This window comes from Methylotenera sp., from assembly GCF_029945705.1.
Lineage (GTDB): Bacteria > Pseudomonadota > Gammaproteobacteria > Burkholderiales > Methylophilaceae > Methylotenera.
This window is the reverse complement of sequence record NZ_JAQSDC010000004.1, coordinates 79,426-98,755: the sequence shown is the minus strand read 5'-3', so window position 1 is coordinate 98,755 and position 19,330 is coordinate 79,426. Positions and strand designations below refer to the sequence as shown.

17 protein-coding genes are annotated in these 19,330 nt (G+C 42.2%); 10 read left to right on the top strand and 7 right to left on the bottom strand.

The window, feature by feature from the left end; translation table 11 throughout:
- The first annotated feature begins 59 nt into the window (after positions 1-59).
- The 5 genes from PSU78_RS01420 (at position 60) to PSU78_RS01400 (ending at position 6,910) form a co-directional block, all read left to right on the top strand.
- A complete protein-coding gene (locus PSU78_RS01420; RefSeq protein WP_300383138.1) occupies positions 60-1,532 on the top strand; it encodes an N-6 DNA methylase in 1,473 nt (490 codons plus the stop codon).
- On the top strand, positions 1,529-2,752 hold the full coding sequence (locus PSU78_RS01415; RefSeq protein WP_300383135.1) for a restriction endonuclease subunit S: 1,224 nt from the start codon (positions 1,529-1,531) through the stop codon (positions 2,750-2,752). Before PSU78_RS01420 ends, PSU78_RS01415 begins: the two co-directional genes overlap by 4 nt.
- A 14-nt stretch (positions 2,753-2,766) precedes the next feature.
- The gene (locus PSU78_RS01410; RefSeq protein WP_300383132.1) at positions 2,767-4,185 is read left to right on the top strand and encodes an ATP-binding protein; all 1,419 of its coding nucleotides are present in this window, start codon (positions 2,767-2,769) and stop codon (positions 4,183-4,185) included.
- A 218-nt stretch (positions 4,186-4,403) separates the two neighbouring features.
- On the top strand, positions 4,404-6,737 hold the full coding sequence (hsdR, locus tag PSU78_RS01405; protein ID WP_300383129.1) for an EcoAI/FtnUII family type I restriction enzme subunit R: 2,334 nt from the start codon (positions 4,404-4,406) through the stop codon (positions 6,735-6,737).
- Positions 6,738-6,778: 41 nt separating this feature from the next.
- Positions 6,779-6,910 (top strand): hypothetical protein, encoded by a 132-nt coding sequence (locus PSU78_RS01400; protein ID WP_300383126.1) that lies wholly within the window; start codon positions 6,779-6,781, stop codon positions 6,908-6,910.
- On the opposite strand, the gene PSU78_RS01395 is transcribed toward PSU78_RS01400, so the two are convergent.
- The 7 genes from PSU78_RS01395 to PSU78_RS01365 all read right to left on the bottom strand — a co-directional run bounded on the left by PSU78_RS01395 (position 6,907) and on the right by PSU78_RS01365 (position 15,077).
- Positions 6,907-7,761, bottom strand: a complete 855-nt coding sequence (locus PSU78_RS01395) for a nucleotidyl transferase AbiEii/AbiGii toxin family protein (protein ID WP_300383124.1) — start codon at positions 7,759-7,761, stop codon at positions 6,907-6,909. The two genes, PSU78_RS01400 and PSU78_RS01395, sit on opposite strands and share 4 nt — an antisense overlap.
- Positions 7,748-8,818: a type IV toxin-antitoxin system AbiEi family antitoxin gene (locus tag PSU78_RS01390; protein WP_300383121.1), complete on the bottom strand. Its 1,071-nt coding sequence runs from the start codon at positions 8,816-8,818 to the stop codon at positions 7,748-7,750. Before PSU78_RS01390 ends, PSU78_RS01395 begins: the two co-directional genes overlap by 14 nt.
- Positions 8,819-9,136: 318 nt before the next feature.
- A complete protein-coding gene (locus PSU78_RS01385; RefSeq protein WP_300383118.1) occupies positions 9,137-11,671 on the bottom strand; it encodes a glycoside hydrolase family 2 protein in 2,535 nt (844 codons plus the stop codon).
- 31 nt (positions 11,672-11,702) lie between these two features.
- Positions 11,703-12,692, bottom strand: coding sequence for a DUF1839 family protein (locus tag PSU78_RS01380; RefSeq protein WP_300383115.1), 990 nt, complete (start codon positions 12,690-12,692; stop codon positions 11,703-11,705).
- Positions 12,689-13,603, bottom strand: a complete 915-nt coding sequence (locus PSU78_RS01375) for an amino acid--[acyl-carrier-protein] ligase (protein WP_300383112.1) — start codon at positions 13,601-13,603, stop codon at positions 12,689-12,691. The genes PSU78_RS01380 and PSU78_RS01375 overlap by 4 nt, the downstream gene beginning before the upstream one ends.
- A 4-nt stretch (positions 13,604-13,607) precedes the next feature.
- Positions 13,608-14,774: an acyl-CoA dehydrogenase family protein gene (locus tag PSU78_RS01370; RefSeq protein WP_300383109.1), complete on the bottom strand. Its 1,167-nt coding sequence runs from the start codon at positions 14,772-14,774 to the stop codon at positions 13,608-13,610.
- A 42-nt stretch (positions 14,775-14,816) separates the two neighbouring features.
- Positions 14,817-15,077 carry an acyl carrier protein gene (locus tag PSU78_RS01365; RefSeq protein WP_300383106.1) on the bottom strand — a complete coding sequence of 87 codons (261 nt, stop codon included), beginning with the start codon at positions 15,075-15,077 and terminating at the stop codon, positions 14,817-14,819.
- Positions 15,078-15,368: 291 nt separating this feature from the next.
- Here PSU78_RS01365 and PSU78_RS01360 point away from each other — a divergent pair, with 291 nt between their 5' ends.
- The 5 genes from PSU78_RS01360 to PSU78_RS01340 all read left to right on the top strand — a co-directional run bounded on the left by PSU78_RS01360 (position 15,369) and on the right by PSU78_RS01340 (position 19,327).
- Positions 15,369-15,992: a hypothetical protein gene (locus tag PSU78_RS01360; RefSeq protein WP_300383103.1), complete on the top strand. Its 624-nt coding sequence runs from the start codon at positions 15,369-15,371 to the stop codon at positions 15,990-15,992.
- Positions 15,992-16,558: a hypothetical protein gene (locus PSU78_RS01355; protein WP_300383100.1), complete on the top strand. Its 567-nt coding sequence runs from the start codon at positions 15,992-15,994 to the stop codon at positions 16,556-16,558. Before PSU78_RS01360 ends, PSU78_RS01355 begins: the two co-directional genes overlap by 1 nt.
- A gap of 81 nt (positions 16,559-16,639) precedes the next feature.
- Positions 16,640-18,097, top strand: coding sequence for an oligosaccharide flippase family protein (locus PSU78_RS01350; protein WP_300383097.1), 1,458 nt, complete (start codon positions 16,640-16,642; stop codon positions 18,095-18,097).
- A gap of 13 nt (positions 18,098-18,110) precedes the next feature.
- Positions 18,111-18,719: a hypothetical protein gene (locus PSU78_RS01345; RefSeq protein WP_300383094.1), complete on the top strand. Its 609-nt coding sequence runs from the start codon at positions 18,111-18,113 to the stop codon at positions 18,717-18,719.
- On the top strand, positions 18,719-19,327 hold the full coding sequence (locus PSU78_RS01340; protein ID WP_300383092.1) for a hypothetical protein: 609 nt from the start codon (positions 18,719-18,721) through the stop codon (positions 19,325-19,327). The genes PSU78_RS01345 and PSU78_RS01340 overlap by 1 nt, the downstream gene beginning before the upstream one ends.
- Positions 19,328-19,330: the final 3 nt, after the last annotated feature.

Here is a 19,330-nt window from a genome sequence, read left to right as displayed (position 1 = left end):
GTGCTACCAGTTTAACTAGATTACACTGGTATTTAAAATACCATCCATTTAAGGTGCCTATGTTTGAGCAAACGTTTAAAAATATTGACGATATTCTACATAAAGACGCAGGCGCTACCAGCGAGCTTGATTACACCGAGCAAACTTCTTGGATTTTGTTTTTAAAATATCTCGATGCTTTGGAGCAAACCAAAGCGATGGAAGCCGAGCTTGAAGGCAAAGCCTATCAATTTATTATTGATGCCGCATACCGTTGGCCAACATGGGCAGCGCCTAAAACGCCCGATGGCAAGTTTGATCACAACAACGCTTTAACGGGCGATGACCTCAAAGACTTTGTAAACCTTAAGTTATTCCCCTACCTAAAAGGTTTTAAGCAACGCGCCACTGGCCCCAATACAATTGAATACAAAATTGGTGAGATTTTTGGCGAGATTAACAACAAAATACAAAGTGGCTACAACCTGCGCGAGGTGATAGAGCGTATTGATGAACTCAGCTTTAACACCCAAGCTGAAAAGCACGAGCTCTCACACCTGTACGAAGCCAAAATTAAAAACATGGGCAACGCAGGCCGCAACGGTGGCGAGTATTACACCCCGCGCCCGCTCATTCGCGCCATGATTAAAGTGCTTAACCCCAAAATTGGCGAAACCATTTATGACGGTGCCGTGGGCAGCGCAGGCTTTTTGTGCGAGGCGTTTGATTATTTGCGTAATCAACACCAAGAAAATGGAGAAAGTAAGCTTAGCACCAGCGATTTAACCACCCTGCAAACCAGCACTTTTTATGGCAAAGAGAAAAAGAGCTTGGCGTATGTGATTGCCATTATGAACATGATTTTGCATGGCATAGAAGCGCCCAATATTATTCACACCAACACGCTGGCCGAGAACATTAGCGACATTCAAGAAAAAGACCGCTTTGATATTATTCTCGCCAACCCACCGTTTGGCGGCAAAGAGCGCAAGGAAGTGCAGCAAAACTTCCCCATAAAAACGGGCGAAACCGCGTTTTTGTTTATGCAGCACTTTATTAAAAGCCTAAAAGTAGGCGGCCGCGCCGCTGTGGTGATTAAAAACACCTTTTTAAGCAACACCGATAACGCCTCAGTCAGTTTGCGTAAATTGTTGCTAGAGAGCTGTAATTTACACACCGTGCTTGATTGCCCAGGCGGCACCTTTCAAGGTGCAGGTGTTAAAACCGTAGTGCTGTTTTTTGAAAAAGGCGCGCCAACCCGAAATACTTGGTTCTATGCGCTAGAGCCAGGGCGCAACATGGGCAAAACCAACCCGCTCAATGATGATGATTTGGCTGAGTTTGTAAACCTGCAAAGCACCTTTGCCGATAGCGACAAATCATGGTCAGTTAGCGCCAGCACCATTGATAGCAACACTTATGATTTATCGGTTAAAAATCCCAACGGTGGTGAAGAAGTGATACACCAAACTCCACAAGCCATTATGGAAGAAATTGCCGCGCTGGATGCAGAAAGCGCAGATGTGTTGGCAAATATTAGGGCGTTGTTATGAAGGCTGGTTGGCAAGTAAAACCATTAGCAGCTATATGCAAAATATTTGCTGATGGAGACTGGATTGAAAGTAAAGATCAATCTGCTAAAGGGGTTCGTTTAATTCAAACTGGAAATGTAGGCAAAGGTTTTTTTAAAGACCGTGGTGAAAAAGCGCGCTACATTTCAAAAGAAACATTTGCAAGGTTACGCTGTACGGAAATATTTGAAAATGACTGTTTAATTTCTAGATTACCCGACCCTGTAGGTCGCAGTTGTTTGTTGCCAGATACTGGCGAGCAAATGATTACAGCCGTAGATTGTACTATTGTGCGCTTTGATAGTAGTCAATTTATTCCAGAGTTTTTTGTTTACTACACTCAGTCGAATGATTATTTAAGTAATATTGATGCAGAAACATCAGGTACAACAAGAAAGCGTATAAGTAGAAGTAAACTCGGTGAAATCCCAATCCCCGTTCCTTCAGTTCAAGAACAACAACGCATCGTTGCGATTCTTGATGATGCGTTTGAGCAGATTGCCATTGTCCGCGCCAACACCGAAAAAAACCTACAAAACGCCCGCGCCTTGTTTGAAAGCCATTTGCAAAACGTCTTTACCGTTCGTCCTGAGCTTGTCGAAGGACGTGGTGAGCTTGTTGCTTTATCAGAGTTAGCTACCGATATTACCGATGGTGACCACATGCCACCACCAAAATCAGTTAAAGGCATTCCGTTTATTACGATTTCAAACGTGAATAAACAAACTCGTCAAATTGACTTTAGTGATACTTTCACTGTAGCTAATGAGTATTACAACAAGCTAAAACCTAATAGAAAACCGCAAAAAGGTGACGTTTTATACACAGTTACTGGGTCTTATGGCATACCAATTATCGTTAATTATGAACTAGAGTTTTGCTTTCAACGCCACATTGGCTTGATTCGCCCAAATAAAAATACTAACAGCCAATGGCTTTACTACTTACTTTTATCACCTTTGGTTTTTCAACAAGCAAGTGATGGCGCTACGGGTACAGCACAAAAAACAGTATCTCTAAAAGTTTTAAGAAATATCAAAGTACCCAAAATGTCATTAGCTAAGCAAGATGAAATCGTATTCACACTTGATGCCCTTGCAAAAGAAACCCAACGCCTAGAATCCCTCTACCAACGCAAACTTAAGGCCTTGGATGCCCTAAAAAAATCCCTGCTACACAAAGCGTTTGCAGGCGAGCTTTGAGGTAAACTTTCATTATGATTACGATACAAGCACTTGAACGTTGGCTCACCACTCCCGCAGAAACAGAGCAACTGGAGTTTAAAGAGGCCAAAAATCAATATGACACGACAAAGCTGTTGAAGTATTGCGTTGCTTTGGCTAACGAAGGTGGCGGGTATTTAGTGCTTGGCGTAACCGATAAAGCGCCAAGAAATGTAGTTGGCACACAGGCTTTTACCACCACGGCAGAACTTAATAAAATTAAGGCTTATATTGTAGAAAAGTTGCATTTTAGGGTTGAGGTGACTGAAATAGTGCATGCAGATGGGCGTGTGCTGGTGTTTGAGATTCCACCTAGGCCACAAGGTCAGCCTGTTAATTATGAAGGTGCTTATTTAATGCGTGCGGGGGAAGATTTAGTCCCCATGACACCTGATAAGTTAAAGCGCATTTTTGCTGAAAGTCAGTCAGATTGGTTTACGCAAATTGCAAAAGATCATGCAAGCGCAGAAGATGTCATTGCTTTACTTGATACGCAAACTTTCTTTGATTTATTGAAGCAGCCTTACCCAACTAACCGTGATGCAGTTATAGAAAAGCTAAAAGGTGAAGGCCTTATTCTGCCTAAGTCCGCAGGTTGGCAAATTACGAATCTTGCTGCGATTTTGTTGGCTAAAAAGCTAGATGCTTTTTCAGCAACATTGGCTAGAAAAGCGCCGCGTGTTGTGATTTATGAGGGTAAAAATAAACTTAAAACGCGTGAAGATAAGCCTGGCAACCGTGGTTATGCGGTAGGTTTTGAAAGCCTTGTGGACTTTGTGCATTCTGCTGCGCCTCAAAATAAGTTTATTGAGCAAGCAGTTAGAGAAGAAGTGAAAATGTTTCCTAAGCAGGCGTTACGTGAGTTGATTGCTAATGCGCTTATTCACCAAGATTTTTCCACTTCGGGCGCATCTGTAATGATTGAGATGTTTGATGATCGCGTTGAAATCTCTAACCCTGGCATTCCACCGATTAGCGTTGACCGATTTATTGATGAGTATCGCTCTTGTAACGAAAAACTTGCAGAGCTAATGCGCAGATTGGGTATTTGTGAAGAAAAAGGGAGCGGTGTTGATAAGGTGGTGAGCGCAGCAGAGATATATCAATTGCCCGCCCCAGCTTTTAGGGTGGGAGAAATGCGCACCATTGCCATTTTGTTTGCACATCAGGATTTTTCTTCAATGAGTAAAGATGACCGTGTTCGTGCCTGTTATCAGCATTGTTGCTTGCAGTATGTAAGTAATAGCCGCATGTCTAACCAATCTCTAAGAGAGCGTTTTGGTGTTGTTGAGAGTAAAGCGGCCACTATTTCTTTAATCATAGGGGCAACAAAAGAGGCTGGGTTGATTAAAGATGACGCAGCGGAAACAAAATCAACTAGATACGCGCGGTATTTGCCGTTTTGGGCTTGAGTAGTGCTTTAACGCAAATCGTACTTTTTTATTTTTCTTAATTTATATGATATTAATCATAAAGTTAAGTGTTTTAATGCAAATCTGCCCAGATGTATAAAAAACGACTAAATCTATGCTTTAATGCAAAGCTTAGTATTGCTAAAATTGTGATAATTTATGATTAAAATCATGAGGATAAGTGTTTTAATGCAAATCAAAGAAAAGACTTATAGGTAATGAACGAAGCCGAAACTCGCGCCGAACTAATCGACCCAGCCCTTAAAGCCGCTGGCTGGGGCGTGGTGGATGGCAGTTATGTAAAGCGTGAGCATATTACACTCGGTCGCTTGCAGGGCGGCGGCAAACGAGGTAAGCAAGAAATTGCCGATTATGTGCTGATCTATAAAAATCATAAATTAGCGGTGATTGAGGCTAAAGCGTTTGATAAGCCTTATACCGAGGGCGTGGCGCAGGCCAAAACCTATGCCAAAAAACTGGCAAGCCGCTTTGCTTATGCCACCAATGGGCAACGTATTTATGGCATTGATATGCACACGGGTAAAGAAGCAGATGTTGCCACTTACCCCAGCCCAGACGAATTATGGCAACAAACCTTTGCTGAGCAAAACGCTTGGCGTGATGCCTTTGCGGAAATTCCATTTGAAGATAAAGGCGGTACTTTTGGTGCGCGTTATTATCAACATAATGCGGTTGAGGCGGTGCTTGAAGCCATTGCCAATAACAAAGACCGCATTTTACTTACGCTAGCCACAGGCACAGGCAAAACGTTTATTGCGTTTCAGTTAGCTTGGAAGTTGTTTTATAGCCGCTGGAACTTAAGCCGCGAGCTCAATGGCGATAAGCCACGCAGGCCACGCATTTTGTTTTTGGCAGACCGCAACGGCTTAGCCGACCAAGCGTATAACGCGTTCTCTGCTTTTGCAGAAGATGCGTTGGTGCGCATTGACCCTGCTGACATTAGCAAAAAAGGCCGCGTGCCTAAAAATGGCAATATTTTCTTTACCATTTTTCAAACGTTTATGAGTGGCACAGATGCCGAAGGTAACCCAGCGCCTAACTTTGGTGAATACCCGCCTGACTTTTTTGATTTTATTATTATTGATGAATGCCACCGTGGTGGCGCGAATGATGAAGGCAATTGGCGCGGCATTTTAGAGTACTTTAGCCCAGCCGTTCAACTTGGTTTAACCGCCACGCCTAAACGCAAAGACAATGTAGATACTTATGCGTATTTTGGTGAGCCTGTGTATGTGTATTCGCTAAAAGAAGGCATTAACGATGGTTTTTTAACGCCATTTAAAGTAAAACAAATTGCCACTACCATGGATGAATATATTTACACGCCTGGTGATGGCGTGGTGGTGCAAGGCGAGGCTGAACCTGGCAGACTGTATAAAGAAGGTGATTTTAATCGGATTATTAAAATCCCCGCGCGTGAGCAATACCGCGTGAAATTGTTTATGGATTTAATTAATCAACGCGAAAAGACGCTGGTATTTTGCGCCTCGCAAGAGCATGCCTTAGAGGTGCGCGATTATATTAACCAGATTAAAACCAGTAAAGACCCCGAATACTGTGTACGCGTTACGGCCGCCGATGGTGCGTTAGGCGACCAATATCTAAAAGCGTTTCAAGATAACGATAACGCAATCCCCACCATACTCACTACCTCGCAAAAGCTCTCAACAGGCGTAGATGCACGCAATGTGCGTAATATTGTGTTGATGCGTGAAGTAAACAGCATGATTGAATTTAAGCAGATTGTAGGCCGTGGCACGCGGCTTTATGACGGCAAAGATTATTTTACGATTTATGATTTTGTAAAAGCGCATCACCATTTTAGTGACCCAGAGTGGGATGGCGAACCAGAGCCGATAGAGCCAACAGAATCTGGCGGAAATGTCACTAAGCCAAATGTAGTTGAACAGCCGCAAGCACCCTACACACAAGAACCTAAGCCAGAGAAAATTTTAATTAAACTCTCAGATGGTAAAACGCGCCAAATTCAGCACATGATGGCAACCAGCTTTTGGGGGGCGGATGGCAAACCGATGTCTGCCGCGCAGTTTTTAGAAAGTTTGTTTGGTGTGTTGCCAGAGTTTTTTAAAGATGAAGACACACTGCGCTCCATTTGGAGCAATCCTGAAACCCGCAAAAAGCTACTTGAAGGTCTCAGCGAAAAAGGTTTTAATAAAGAAGTACTGGCTGAAATGCAACGCATTATCGATGCGGAAAATAGTGATTTATTTGATGTATTGGCTAATGTCGCATTCGCTTTACAGCCAATCACACGAGCGCTAAGAGCCACGGAAGCTAAGCGAGCAGTGCATGAACATTTTGAAGATAAACAAAGCACATTTATAGACTTTGTATTGGGACAATATATTAACCAAGGTGTTGATGAACTGAGCCAAGAAAAACTTAAAGGGTTATTAGAGCTTAAATATCAATCAGTACTTGATGCTACTAAATTACTTGGAAATCCAAATGATATTCGCAAAATTTTTATTGGGTTTCAAAAGTACTTATATCAATCGACTGCAAACTAAACCTTATCAAAATTAGCTAAAAATCCTAAAACTCTTGAAGCATGCTGTTTGAGCCACCTTTTACGCATATTCACCAAGATGGCTTGCTGGGCGTGATTGATGAAATTGGCGCTAAAAAGGTGACTAAGTTAGTGGGCGCGGTGAATGAGAATGCGCTGGCGAAGGTTGGTTAGTTTTGCAGGCCTTTAGTAAAACATGATAGCAAGGCTTCAGCTTCATTCAGGGCATTTTCATTACCTAATAATGACTTAGCCATCTGCAATATAAGGTTTTCTTTTTTGCGTTCAATAAGCCCAGCAATTGTATCAATTGTGCTTTTATCAGCTATGGCCGATGCATCATAACCAAGTAGCCAAGCTCCCATCAGCTCTGGGTTGTAATTGATAATCTCCAAAATCTCTGGTTCTGGCACTTCATAGATTCTGTCTGCATTGCCAGCTTCATGATAAGTGCGGAGCAGAGTCAGCAAATCAAGCGCATCTTTATTTTCGGTTACTGTGCCACGCTCTGACCACGCAAATATTTTTAATATTGCCAGCCCAGCCAGCGAGACCACTTTAATAGTTAAATCGGTATCTAGCGCTACCAATAACGCAGATTCAAGCGCCTCTTGATAACCGCTGACACTCATCACCACGTCTAGCTCTGGCGGCCATGCAATCATGTTGTTATCATCCTGCACAGCCCCAAACGGGATAATATCTACAATATATTCATGTTGAATTAAATCAGATTTATAAAGTAGTCTTTGCTTTTCTTTAGTTAACTCCCTAAATTGCCCAGTTGAAATTAAACTTTGCTTAATTTGGTTAAACTGATCCCAACTTTCAACAGCAAATGCAAAATCAATATCTCGTGTGGCACCACCTGGATTTAAACCATATATATTTTCTAACAAAATAATTCTGGCCTGAGCGCCAACCAACAGCAACTCTAACCCCAGTGTTTTGCTTACCTCGTTTATTTCACGCGCAATTTCAACGGTCAGTTCGCCAATTGGCTTAATAGGTTTAATGGTTTGCATGTTGAATTAACTTTTCATAAATCATTTTTGCCGTTTCTAAGTTGCGTGGGTCATTGCTTGCAATCAGGTCGGCATAGACTAACAAAGTGGGTACAGTCTCTGGCAAGAAGTCTGCATCATCAAAATCCCAAAAGGCTTCTAATAACTCAATATCGCCTTTAGGGTCTGGCACCAGTCTATTTTCTACAATCAGCTTATTCATGTTTTTTTTCAAATCTTTGCCATGTAAATACAGCGTGAAAAAATTTGGCTTTAGATAGTTAGTAAGCCTATCGGCAGCTACTTCACCACCCCATTGCACTTCGTATCGCCCAACATCAAGATTCTTCCACCATTCCAAATTATTTGCTTTAAAACGCCTTGGGTTTAATTTAGGGCGTAATTTAATTGGGTAGTTTGTCACCCACTCTTGAATAAGCTTTTCTTGCTGAATGATTACACGATCATTCTTTTTACCATCGCCAAGGGTAAGCGCTCTTGCGGCCAAGTCATTAAATCCCCAGCCAACTGCACCTAATGCAATGCCTGCCACTTTGGCAATTTCACGGTAAGGTGCATTTAGCATTTCAGCGTTACACAGCAGCGCAAACACCATGCGCAAATTGGTAGGCGTAAGCGCTTTATTGCCTTTGAAGTAGTTCATCGGGTTATTTTGATGTTGATCTAATTTTTGACCTTTTATCAAAATAAAAAAATCTGGCGTGTTGATGTAAGCGTTACCAGCTAAATCAATAAAATTAAGCCCAAGCTCTTTACACTTATCTGCGGCAGCATCGGTGAGCTTAGGCGCAATAAGTAGTGGCCTCTCTTCAAACTCTTCCAACTGATGCTTAACTTGAGCAACCATTGCGAATCGATCAACATGTTTGACCTCAACTACAAACGCATATATTTTTTGGTTTATCGTAACTCGAATAAATGCATCGGCTTTATTTAGAAAGCCATGTATCTTGAGCTTTGTAACTTCAATATCTAAACCAGCAGCTTGCCTCAGGGCATCTATAGCCTGATCAAGCATCTCGTTTTCTTTTATATTAGCCAATTCCATTTTGTTCATTTATTTATTTTGTTCACGTTACGTGAACATTACATTAAATTGAACATCATAGTCAACACTTTTGTTCATTTATTATAATTGTTCACGTAACGTGAACATATTTAATTAATGAACATCTGTAAGTTATACGATATGTTTAAAACACATACTAGGGTAAAATTAATGCTGAGGATTAAGCAAGGCTATGAAGAGTATAAGATGTTTGGGGTAACTTTAGGGGTAACATATTTTTAATATATATTTAAACCCTTATATATAGAGGCTTACAAGAGCGTGTTTGGTTGACTCTTTCCCAACAATATAGAGTGTCATACACTATTAAGACACCTCTGAAATACCGTCAATAATGGCGCTACTAGCTTTAGCATTTAAAGCGCGTAGTCGACCATTAGGAGTTTGTGCAGCCTGCTGCGCTGTGATTAAGACCTGCTTATTAAAACCAGGGATGATATGAAAGTAATTATCGCTTAATGTAAAATTCGGTAATTCAATCGAGACAAAGAATGCTGGATGTTGCGTGGATATATCCAATAAATAATCACCATTTAATTGCTTCTTAACGATTGCAGTAAGGCCGGCGTCGTTAATCATGGTGTGTGTTTCGCAAGGAGGCGCATATACTTTTTGCGTAATTAATGCTCCATTAGCATGGTGCAATTGAGCCACCACAGCCGAGAATGCACGCGGGCCAAAGCGATAAGCATGGCTGGAGTCAACAAATCTGCCAATCACACTATCTACACTTAACCGAACAAGCCCACGAGGATTAAGGTTGATAGGCAATGTGCCTTGCTCAAACAGCTTCCCCTCACTAGTCACAAGTGTTATCGTAAGCTGACAATCGAGTGCAGTGTTGCCATCATGCGTAAGGTAAACCGCTAAACCATCTAACCCTTCATCAACAAACAAAACTGTAGTAGGTTGCGCGGTTCTGGACAAAGCATAAAAAGCAGATTTTGGGCGGCCTAATACATCAATATAACCCCAACCTGCGCCTGGTTTTAAATCGTGTAAATTCCAAACAAGTGCTGCACGGCCTTCTGCCGAGTTTGCGCGAAAAATGGAGAGCGTGGTTTCAACGACTTCGACTAAAGTAGCGCGGCAGTATCTTAAATAACGGTCTGGCTCAATGGACCTGAGCTTCACTGCACTCAATTCAAACAACTTTTCCATGTAGAAATCAGTGATGTCAGAGAAGTCCCAACCTGAACCTGGGTCGCGGGTAACGCCCTCTTTCCACAATGGATGATGAGGAGGTGGAATTTCACCACCCCAAAAAGTACGCAGACTTTCATCTTCTGGTATGTGTGAGAACGGTAAACACTCAGCAATAAAACGACCCTTATAAACGCGTGCGTCATCAAAATCACGCCTATATCCACCTACGCCAAAGTAAGTGGATGGTCCATCCCCAGTATGAAAAGGTAGGCCTTGGCTATTATAAGGGCTTGAAACGGTATAAGGCACATTGGGTGCCCGCGCTTGCGTGAGCTTAGGGATAAGTTCAGTAAATAAAACGTGGTCGCTTTGGTCAACTGGCACACCCATCATGCATGCTTGTTGCGCAACTTCACTACCACCACATAGTACGGTCATGCTAGGGCGGCTGCCATGTTTATTTAGAAAATCCGTGATTTCTTTTTTTACACTGGTAATAAAATCTTCTGTTTCGGGATAATCAAAATTGGTAAAAGCAAAGTCTTGAAATACCAGAATGCCAAGCTCATCACATAAGGCATAAAAATCATCACTTTCATACAGCATATTGCCTGGAATGCGGAGCATATTAACGCCCGCATTTTTTAATAAAGTAAGCCTTTGCAGCAGTGCTGCATAGCTGACCAATAAGCTGGTAGGGTGCATTGGAGTCCAACAAGCTCCTCTAAAATAAAGCGGCACGCCGTTATAATGTAGCGAAAAGGTTTCTAGATTTGCGCGCTCAATACGTCTAAAACCATAATGACCTAGCGTAATATTAAAAACTTGCTGACCCGCATTTAATGCCAACTTAAGCTGGTAACGTTTGGGTGAGCCATGAGTATGCGGCCAATAAGCATAGACTTTGCAACTTAACGTACCCTTGAGTGAAATGTTATTGTTGCTTTCGAGAGTTACGCTGAGTAGCTCACTCTTGAGCACTTGGTTTGTTGCCTCGTCATACAAGTTTAAGCTGGCCGAATCTGGCAACTGCTCGAGCGCTTGAAGCATCACATTCACTTCTGCCAGACCTTGGTCATCACCCAGTAATTGTGTACTCACCCAAGAAGATGTGATGCTGAATGCATTTTGACGAATCAATCGAATGGGTCGATAAGGCCCTACATGTTTAGTTGGTGCAGAGAAACCCGGCGTATAACCCAACACAGGTGTGCGAATAAATCGTAAATGACGTTCATTGATTAGGCGTGTGATATATTTTGCACGCGGATGTTTGGCTGTATAAAATGGCCTAATAGCACGAAAGCATATCGCCAACTGGTTGCTAGCTTGCAGCAATAGGGTTACATCCACCTCATGCACATGGTAAGCATTCAAAGACTGCAATATCAGCGCGCCGTTCAAATAAACATCAGCAAACGTTAGCAAGCCATCCAATTGCAGCAGCGTTTTTTGGTAGGCTTTAGGGTCCGCACTAAACGTAGTGCGATACCAATGATCTTGCGCATCTAAATGGACAAGTTCATGCGCATGTTCAATAAGCATCGCCACTGTGCAAGGTACGATGGCTGGTTTGAAGGTGACACTTGCATCAATATCGTCAGGTATTGCATACGCATTTGCAGACGACGCTCCCCATTCAAATCCTTGGTGAAGTAAAATGATTTCTTGCTCTGATACCTCAGTTAACAGCATAGCTTGACTGACTTTATTTAATTAAGACATATCATAGCGTAAATGATGCGCGTAGTTGCTGATCCGCATGCTCCCAATGTACCGACATATCGCCTAAAATAGAGGTTAAATCTACAGGTCTACCGCTGTGGGCAACACGTGCAAGTTTGAGCACTAAAGATTTAGATAGGGTCGCAATGCCATCAAACGCGTTAGCCGCTTCAAGTAAATGAGGATTTTCACCATCTAACCAGCGCAAAAATTGCGCACCAAGTTCATGTGATGCGCCCAATTGCCTTGGGGCCACAAAAGTATAAGCGTGATAGGCGTCATTGCCATCAGCAGCAATGGTTTGTTGATGCTCCAGTATCGCATTAGCATATGCCTTAATTGGGTTCTCAGTGGGTCGCTTACGCAAATGAGAGGCTGCAATGTCGTACGCACGAAGACGCAATGTATCTTCACTTAATTTAAAGACTTGGTTAAGCTTCGCAATTTCGCAATAAGGCGGCAAGTAACCTTTGTTATTTGAATTGAGTGGGGCTAAAACGCCGTTAAAATCTTCGCCTTCTAACTTAGCAAATGTAGCGTTATGAAAGTAATGCATCACATTTTTTGCAGCATCAATATGTGTGATGCCGATGGTGGTTTTAACATGGTTATTGCGGTAATCAATGCCTGCTGTATCTGGCAAGTGGAATGCATCTGCCTCTAGCAGAGGAATTGCACCTCGCGAGACTTGAGTCACAAGTTGCGCGGTTAATGACCGATATAGCGAAAGTTCCTCAATCCGAATACCATACAAACGCTCTAAATCATGATGTGCAGGCTTACCAAAGGTCCATTGATCCCCTTCAAAATCAGCGGCTAGCGTGTAGCCAAGACAAGCCAATGGATTAAGCCCTAAGCCGTTCACTATTTCGATCATTAAATCTGAATAGCAATTGGTTTCACGAAAGTTTTTCTCAGACAAATGCAGTACATGCGGCACAAAATTTTCTGGCAAGCGCGCAAAAATCTGTGAGGTATCAACTGGACTCATAATGCTAGTTTTTCACGCACGCTGGCTGGCCAAGCGTTCATATCAAAGCCGTGTGTTTTAAGCAAAGCAATGACTAAACGATCAATGCCAAAACCCAAACAGGCGGTGTGTGCATCTGCGCCATCAGCTAGGTGAATGCCAAAAAGATGTGAAAAATGGTCTTGGTGATAATTAAATGAAGCACATGCGGTTGGATTATCTTTGCCCCAAATATCCACCAGTAGCTCAAACTTAAGCTCTAACTCTTTTTGGCTTGCTTTCATCATGCGACCGCCACGTCCAAAGAATGGGTCACTTGCAGTATCTAATACCACTGACAAACCGAGTGACTCAAGCAGGTTATGCCCACGATCTAACCAACTATGCCGCCATTTTTGCACTTCTTCTGGCGAACCTGCGCGTACATTTTCACGAATTTCAAAACTCATTAAACGTGCCGGATCATTGGAGGGTTCGTGCCTAAAGCAATAACAATTCAAATCAAATAATGCCCCGCCTTCTGGCAGATTGCCCGCCAACGTTGGGTAAAGTGGATAGCAACTGGCGGGAGTTAAGGTGACATCTGTTTGCGAAAGATGCGGCGACCAATCCTCCCCATTTTTTACCGTCTCTTGTAAAGCAAGGTGCTGTCTATCGTCCCCAGAGAAAGAGTGTATTGAGCCAGAAAGCTGAGGAAAGTTATTCATATAACCCACAGTGCGCAGCAACTCACGCGGGACGACTGGAGGGAAAGCGACTTTTTGTGCACCATCTTTAACAGACTCTTTATCCACCATTCCGTGCAAAGCCGCAACAAGCTCTACTATTTTCGAGCTGCGGCCGACAATACCATTCACACCGCTACCAAATAATAATTTATGGTCAAACAGCTGCTGTTTAAACGCTAAGTGTTGCGTATTTAAATCACTCATTTATTTAAAACCCCTTATGAATCAGCAGCATGGATGCATTTGTTTGCTGAATTCGATCGTTATGCACCATCATGATAGAGGAATAGGCGTCACGTAGATGGCGTCCTAGCGCAAACTGGCCTTTATTTTTGTAGGCTTGAATACCACAAATCGCGAGCGCCTCCGAGACAATGGCGACTACGTTACGAGAGCTATTAAGCTTTAACGCATTAATCCGCAAGGCAAACGCCATGCCGCCCAATTTTTGTACATCGTTCGCGGCAAGCGCTTCGCTATACTCTCTGGCTAAACCCATGACCTCATACTCCATGCTTTGCAACGCCGCATCTAAGTCGGCAACGCGATGTGCACCAAGCGGTGTAGTACCTGGATTTGAGCGACCTTTGGCGCGCAACAGCTCTCTTGCTTTATTGGTCGCATCTGTAGCTAAACCTAACCACCATGCAGACCAAAAAATATGTGAAGTGGGTACCATCGTGAAGGTCGCTATATCAGCAAAGGGCGCAGCCATCACTTGCCAGGCAGAACCTTTTGCGTATACCTTAGCGGGAGGACTACAGGTGCCACGCATACCTAAAGTATCCCACTCTCCAATGTCCTTAAGTTCAAACATGCCTTTTTCTGCAATCACCAACACTTGATCGCCAGCCGTAGCATTGGCATTTTTTCTAGCCGTAATCATCAGATCATCCGCATAGCTACCATATGAAACGGTAGTGGCGTCTTTAAACAATGTATATTGATCGCCTTCAAGCTCAACTGCGCAACTACTGTTACGCATATTGCCACCAGGACCAACTTCTGAAGTAACTGAAGCAATTAAGCGATTTTCGCGTGCAGCACGACGCATGTAGTCTTTAAGATTATCATCATCTTTTGCGTGACATACCACAGATAGAATTTGCGTGTAATGCATAGAAAGCACCGCCGCTGAAGCTGAGCAATATTGACCAATGACCTTACAGGCTTTTGCTAACTCAATCGGGCTTGCCCCCATGCCCCCATACTCCTTGGGAATAGGCCAAATAAAAGCACCGATAGCACGCATGGCTTCTACGGCCTCTTTTGGAAAGCGAGGGCTTGCATCCACATCGTAGGCATGGACTTTAGCAATTTCGCGACCGACCTTATCTAAACTTGCAATCAACTCATTCATAAAGACAATACACACATTTTCCCGACGCTATTTTTTGATTTAAATATTTAATAAGCATTACTTATTGAGTAAATTATTCACTGCGTTACTAATAGAACTAATACTTTCAAATACATCACGCCTTAACATTGCATCTGGAAACTCAATATCAAACTCAGATTCCAAGCCCAGCATCACGCCTACAGAAGCGCGCGAGCTCATGCCTCGTGCGAATAAATCTTCATCGGCTGATAAGGCAACCGCGTTTGCGCCAAGCTCTGCATAATTAGCAATGACTTGTTGCACTCTTGAGATGATTTCATTATTGACAGCTTCCATGTGTTACCCCCTGCAAATTTTTATTAAAAATACTTGGCAAAAACTATGCCATCTACATCCTAACTGGCTTTAATTTATACGTAAATAGCCAAAATTGGCTATTGACACATGCCTTAAAAGCATTATCTGATGGGCTACTAGCCTGAATGGACTATATTAAACATTCCTACACTGCGTAAAATACAACATGTAAAAATTATAGCATATCACTGATTTGTAGCTTTAAAGTAATGTGAACTTGACAGTTTCGATGAAAACAACCCTATTAAAAAGATTGAGCTAAATTTAGCGATGCACATTACATTCAAGCAAACCTTAGAAGATTTCAAACAAGATCTCGCAAGAAGGCTGACTTTAGAAGGTAAAGCAATCAATTTTTGGAGTGTTCTGAGCATTATCACAAGTAAAGGCGTGACCTCAGTATTGCTATATCGGCTTAAACGTTACTTCTATTACAAAAACAACTTAATTTTAAAAAGTGCAGTACGTCTACTTAAGTTCCCTGAATTTCATTATTGTCATAATGAGCTTGACCCAAGAGCCATCATAGCGCCTGGGTTGGTGTTAAGCGACATGGGGGGAGTGAGCTTAGGCTTTAGCGTAATTATTGGGAAAAACTGTACCTTCATGGGTAAAGCAACCCCAACACTGGGCGCAATGGAAGGTATCGATCTGATGAACGACCGCATTCGTATTGGTGACTATTGTGTCATTGGTCACAACGTTAAGGTGATTAACCCCGTCACTATTGCGGATGGCGTGCAAATCAAGCCTAACTCGGTATTAATGACCTCAGTCAAAGAATCCGGAACGATTATTGCTGGGTTCCCAGCAAAATCGGTTGGTATAGTGCCTATGACATTAATCAAGTCTTGGAGCCCTATTCTGTCTCAAACCCTAGCAATGAGTCACTAATGGATAAGCAATCTCAATCACTTCTAAGTACAATTACCCTTATTCGCAGTGACATGCAGTTCCGTTGTGATTACGAACATAAACAGCTGACAGCCTTACGTGTGTTAGCTTTTTTAACTAACCATGCTGTCATTAGTCAAATACTGTATCGATTTCAAATATTTTTTCACCTTAACCACTTAGGTATCTTTGCGTCTATCTTCAAAGGTATCAATAGTCTGATTTTTACTGTCAATATTCATTCAAAAACGCAGATAGGTGAGGGATTGTTAATGCTTCATCCAAATTATATTTTTATAGGTAAAAATGTAGTGTTAGGTAAACGTTGTATTTTGGCGCAACAAAACTCTATTGGTCCCGCTTACGTCATCGAAACCGAAGCAGGCGTATCTGACCAAGGCCCAATCATTGGAGATGATGTATTGTGCGGTGTAGGCTGCGCCATTTTTGGCAACATAAGCATAGGCAGTCGCTCCAAAATATCAGTCAACACTGCCGTTGATAAAAGCTTCCCAAGCAATGCCATACTGATTGGCGTTCCTGCCAAAAACTTATCACTCTCATAAAGAAAAATGGATTTATATTGATGCGCCATATTTTATGTGTCTACCAAAATAAGTGTCTTTCATTATTTTTGATTGATTTTTATGAGTAAGAGTGACTCCGTAGTCAAAGGTGGTGGCTCAGTTGCTATAGCGCGAATGTTAGGGATGGTACTCTCCTTTTTGCTATTTCTAGTTTTAGCTAGGCACTCCCCACAGGATGCTGGTGTTTTTAGAACCGTCGTGACCTACCTTGTCATTGCAGAGTTTCTTGGCATGCTAGGCATGCACCGTTGGCTAGCCACAGAAATGGCTTCTGAAAACAAAGGGCGCTGGGCTCTGTTTTTAGCCACGAACTCCGTGATGCTGGGTGTTTCAATATTTCTGATAATCACTTACTTATCCATCTCTTATCTAGACGTTTATAGCCCAGGCATTGACCATGGCTTAAAACTAGCAGCTTTGAGCATAATTCCATCTGGCATTTATCAATGCGTACAATCCGCACTGATTGGTGTTGGGAAAACTTACGCTGTTGGCAAATATAATGGCATCGAATATTTAATTCGATGTACCGTTTCAATTTTACTGATTTATTTAAACTTCTCTGTTACTGACGTGATATGGGTTTTTGTGTTGACTCGCTGGGGCATTGCCTTTTATAGCTTTTACGTGCTTAGCCAAATGCTGGAAGCGGACCATTGGTTGCCAAATAAAAAAGATGTAGCTTATGTGCTACGTGATGCACCAAAGTTTCTGGTGATTATTTTTGCATTCTTGACATTAAGAAATGCTGCCCTTGTGCTTATTCCGGCACTCATAAGTGATGCTGAAAATGCCATTTTTGGCGTTGCTTATCAATTGTTCGACATGATATTACTTATCCCCTCTGTATTGGCCGTGACCTCAAACCATGTCTTTGTTAATAAAGCTAATCAATCAAACGTTGCGCTAAGAAGGGTCTCGACACAACTCGTTTCGATTACATCTCTCGCACTTTTTCCGTGTATCGCGATTACCGCGGCCTTTGCACAGAATTTTTTAATGTTTTTATATGGCGATCATTACTTGCTCGCTAAGCACGCTTTAATGTTATTAATGATTGCATCTGGGCTGGTCATGGTGGATCAAGTGCTCTCGCAAGTTATGACTGCACGTAAAGACTATAAGAGTGATATGATTTCAATCTTGGTTGGAGGACTAAGTGCAGCTGCCCTCACCGTTGTACTGGTGATGCATAGCGGCGCAACGGGGGCTGCGCTGGCTTTAGTTTTAGCCATGCTAGCGACGGTCATCATAAGGCTTAGGCTATTAAGATCAGTTTTTCCAATTAAACTTTTATTACTCAGCACTTGGCGACCGAGCCTCGCATCACTCATTACTTTTATCTTTTTCGACATGGGCCTCAAACTATCAATGTTTTCAGTGTTAGCAAATGGTAAATATTTATGGATCTTTTGTGTACCAATAGCACTGATACTCTATGTATTTTTACTTTATGTCATGGGTGGCATTACGCTTGCTAAAAGAACCCGTATTAGACAATTTTTATTTCATCATTAATGAATAATTAAAAATGGTTACACTTAGAGAAACAATCAGCAATATCAAAGCAGATTTCCAAAGAAGGCTGCTTTTAGAAGGCAAGCGCCCCAGCCTGCTAAACAAACTAAGAATCTGCGTCAAACAGGGCATGGTCGGCGTTATTTTGTATCGAGTTTCGCATTTTTGCGTTTACAACAACCTTGGATTTTTGACTCGATTTCTGTCAATCATCGAACTTTTGTATTGCAAAAATGAAGTTTCTCCAATGGCTATTATAGGCCCAGGCCTAGTATTTGAAGGTGTGGCCATAGGCATATGCTCCTCTGCAATCATTGGCAAAAACTGCACTTTCCTAGGAAGGAACACTCTCAGCTTAGGCATGATAGAGGGCGTGGATTTAAATAAAGACGCTATTACAATCGGCAATTATTGTGTGTTAGGTAGCGGAGCTAGAGTAATGCGCCCCATTAACATTGCTGATGGCATCCAAATCAAGCCAAACTCGGTGGTCATGCTGACGGAAACAAAACAAGGATGCAGTCTGTTCGGCATTCCAGCGCGCCGTAGACGTATTGATTCGATTGAAAAAATCACACAATGGAACCCGCTATTAGGTATTCCTATTGCTGAGGTCAAGTGATGAGTCAATCTACGAGACAAACGATAGCGCTACTTAGACTAGACATGAAAATGCGTTGTGATTATGAAAATAAAAAATTAACTTGGCTACGCGCATTAAGGTTTTGTTTTCTCCATGCTACTTTGAGCAGCATTATTTATAGGCTGCAAGTATTTTTTTTCTACCATTACTTAAAGCCGTTAGCCTCATTATTGAGTTTCATCAACATCATTTTTTTCGCTGTAAAAATAGATTCATCTGCCAAGATTGGGCCAGGGTTTGTGATGCTACATGCTAACTTTATCACCATAGGTGCCAACGTTATCATTGGTAAAAACTGCATTCTAGGTCATCAAAATACAATATGCGCCTCTCCTTTTTACTGTGAAGAAAATTTAGAGGCTGATGATGTCAAAACCTATCTCCTAGAGGACATCAATGCAAACAAAGCGCCCATCATTGGGGATCACTTAATGATGGGTGGTGGCTCCGTGATTTTTGGAAACATTACTTTAGGCACCCACGTTAAAGTTTCAATGAATAGTGCTGTCGATAAAAGCTTTCCCGACCATGCCGTGTTACTAGGCGTGCCAGCAAGAAATGTCGCTAAGCAATCTGATCAGAAGTAAAAG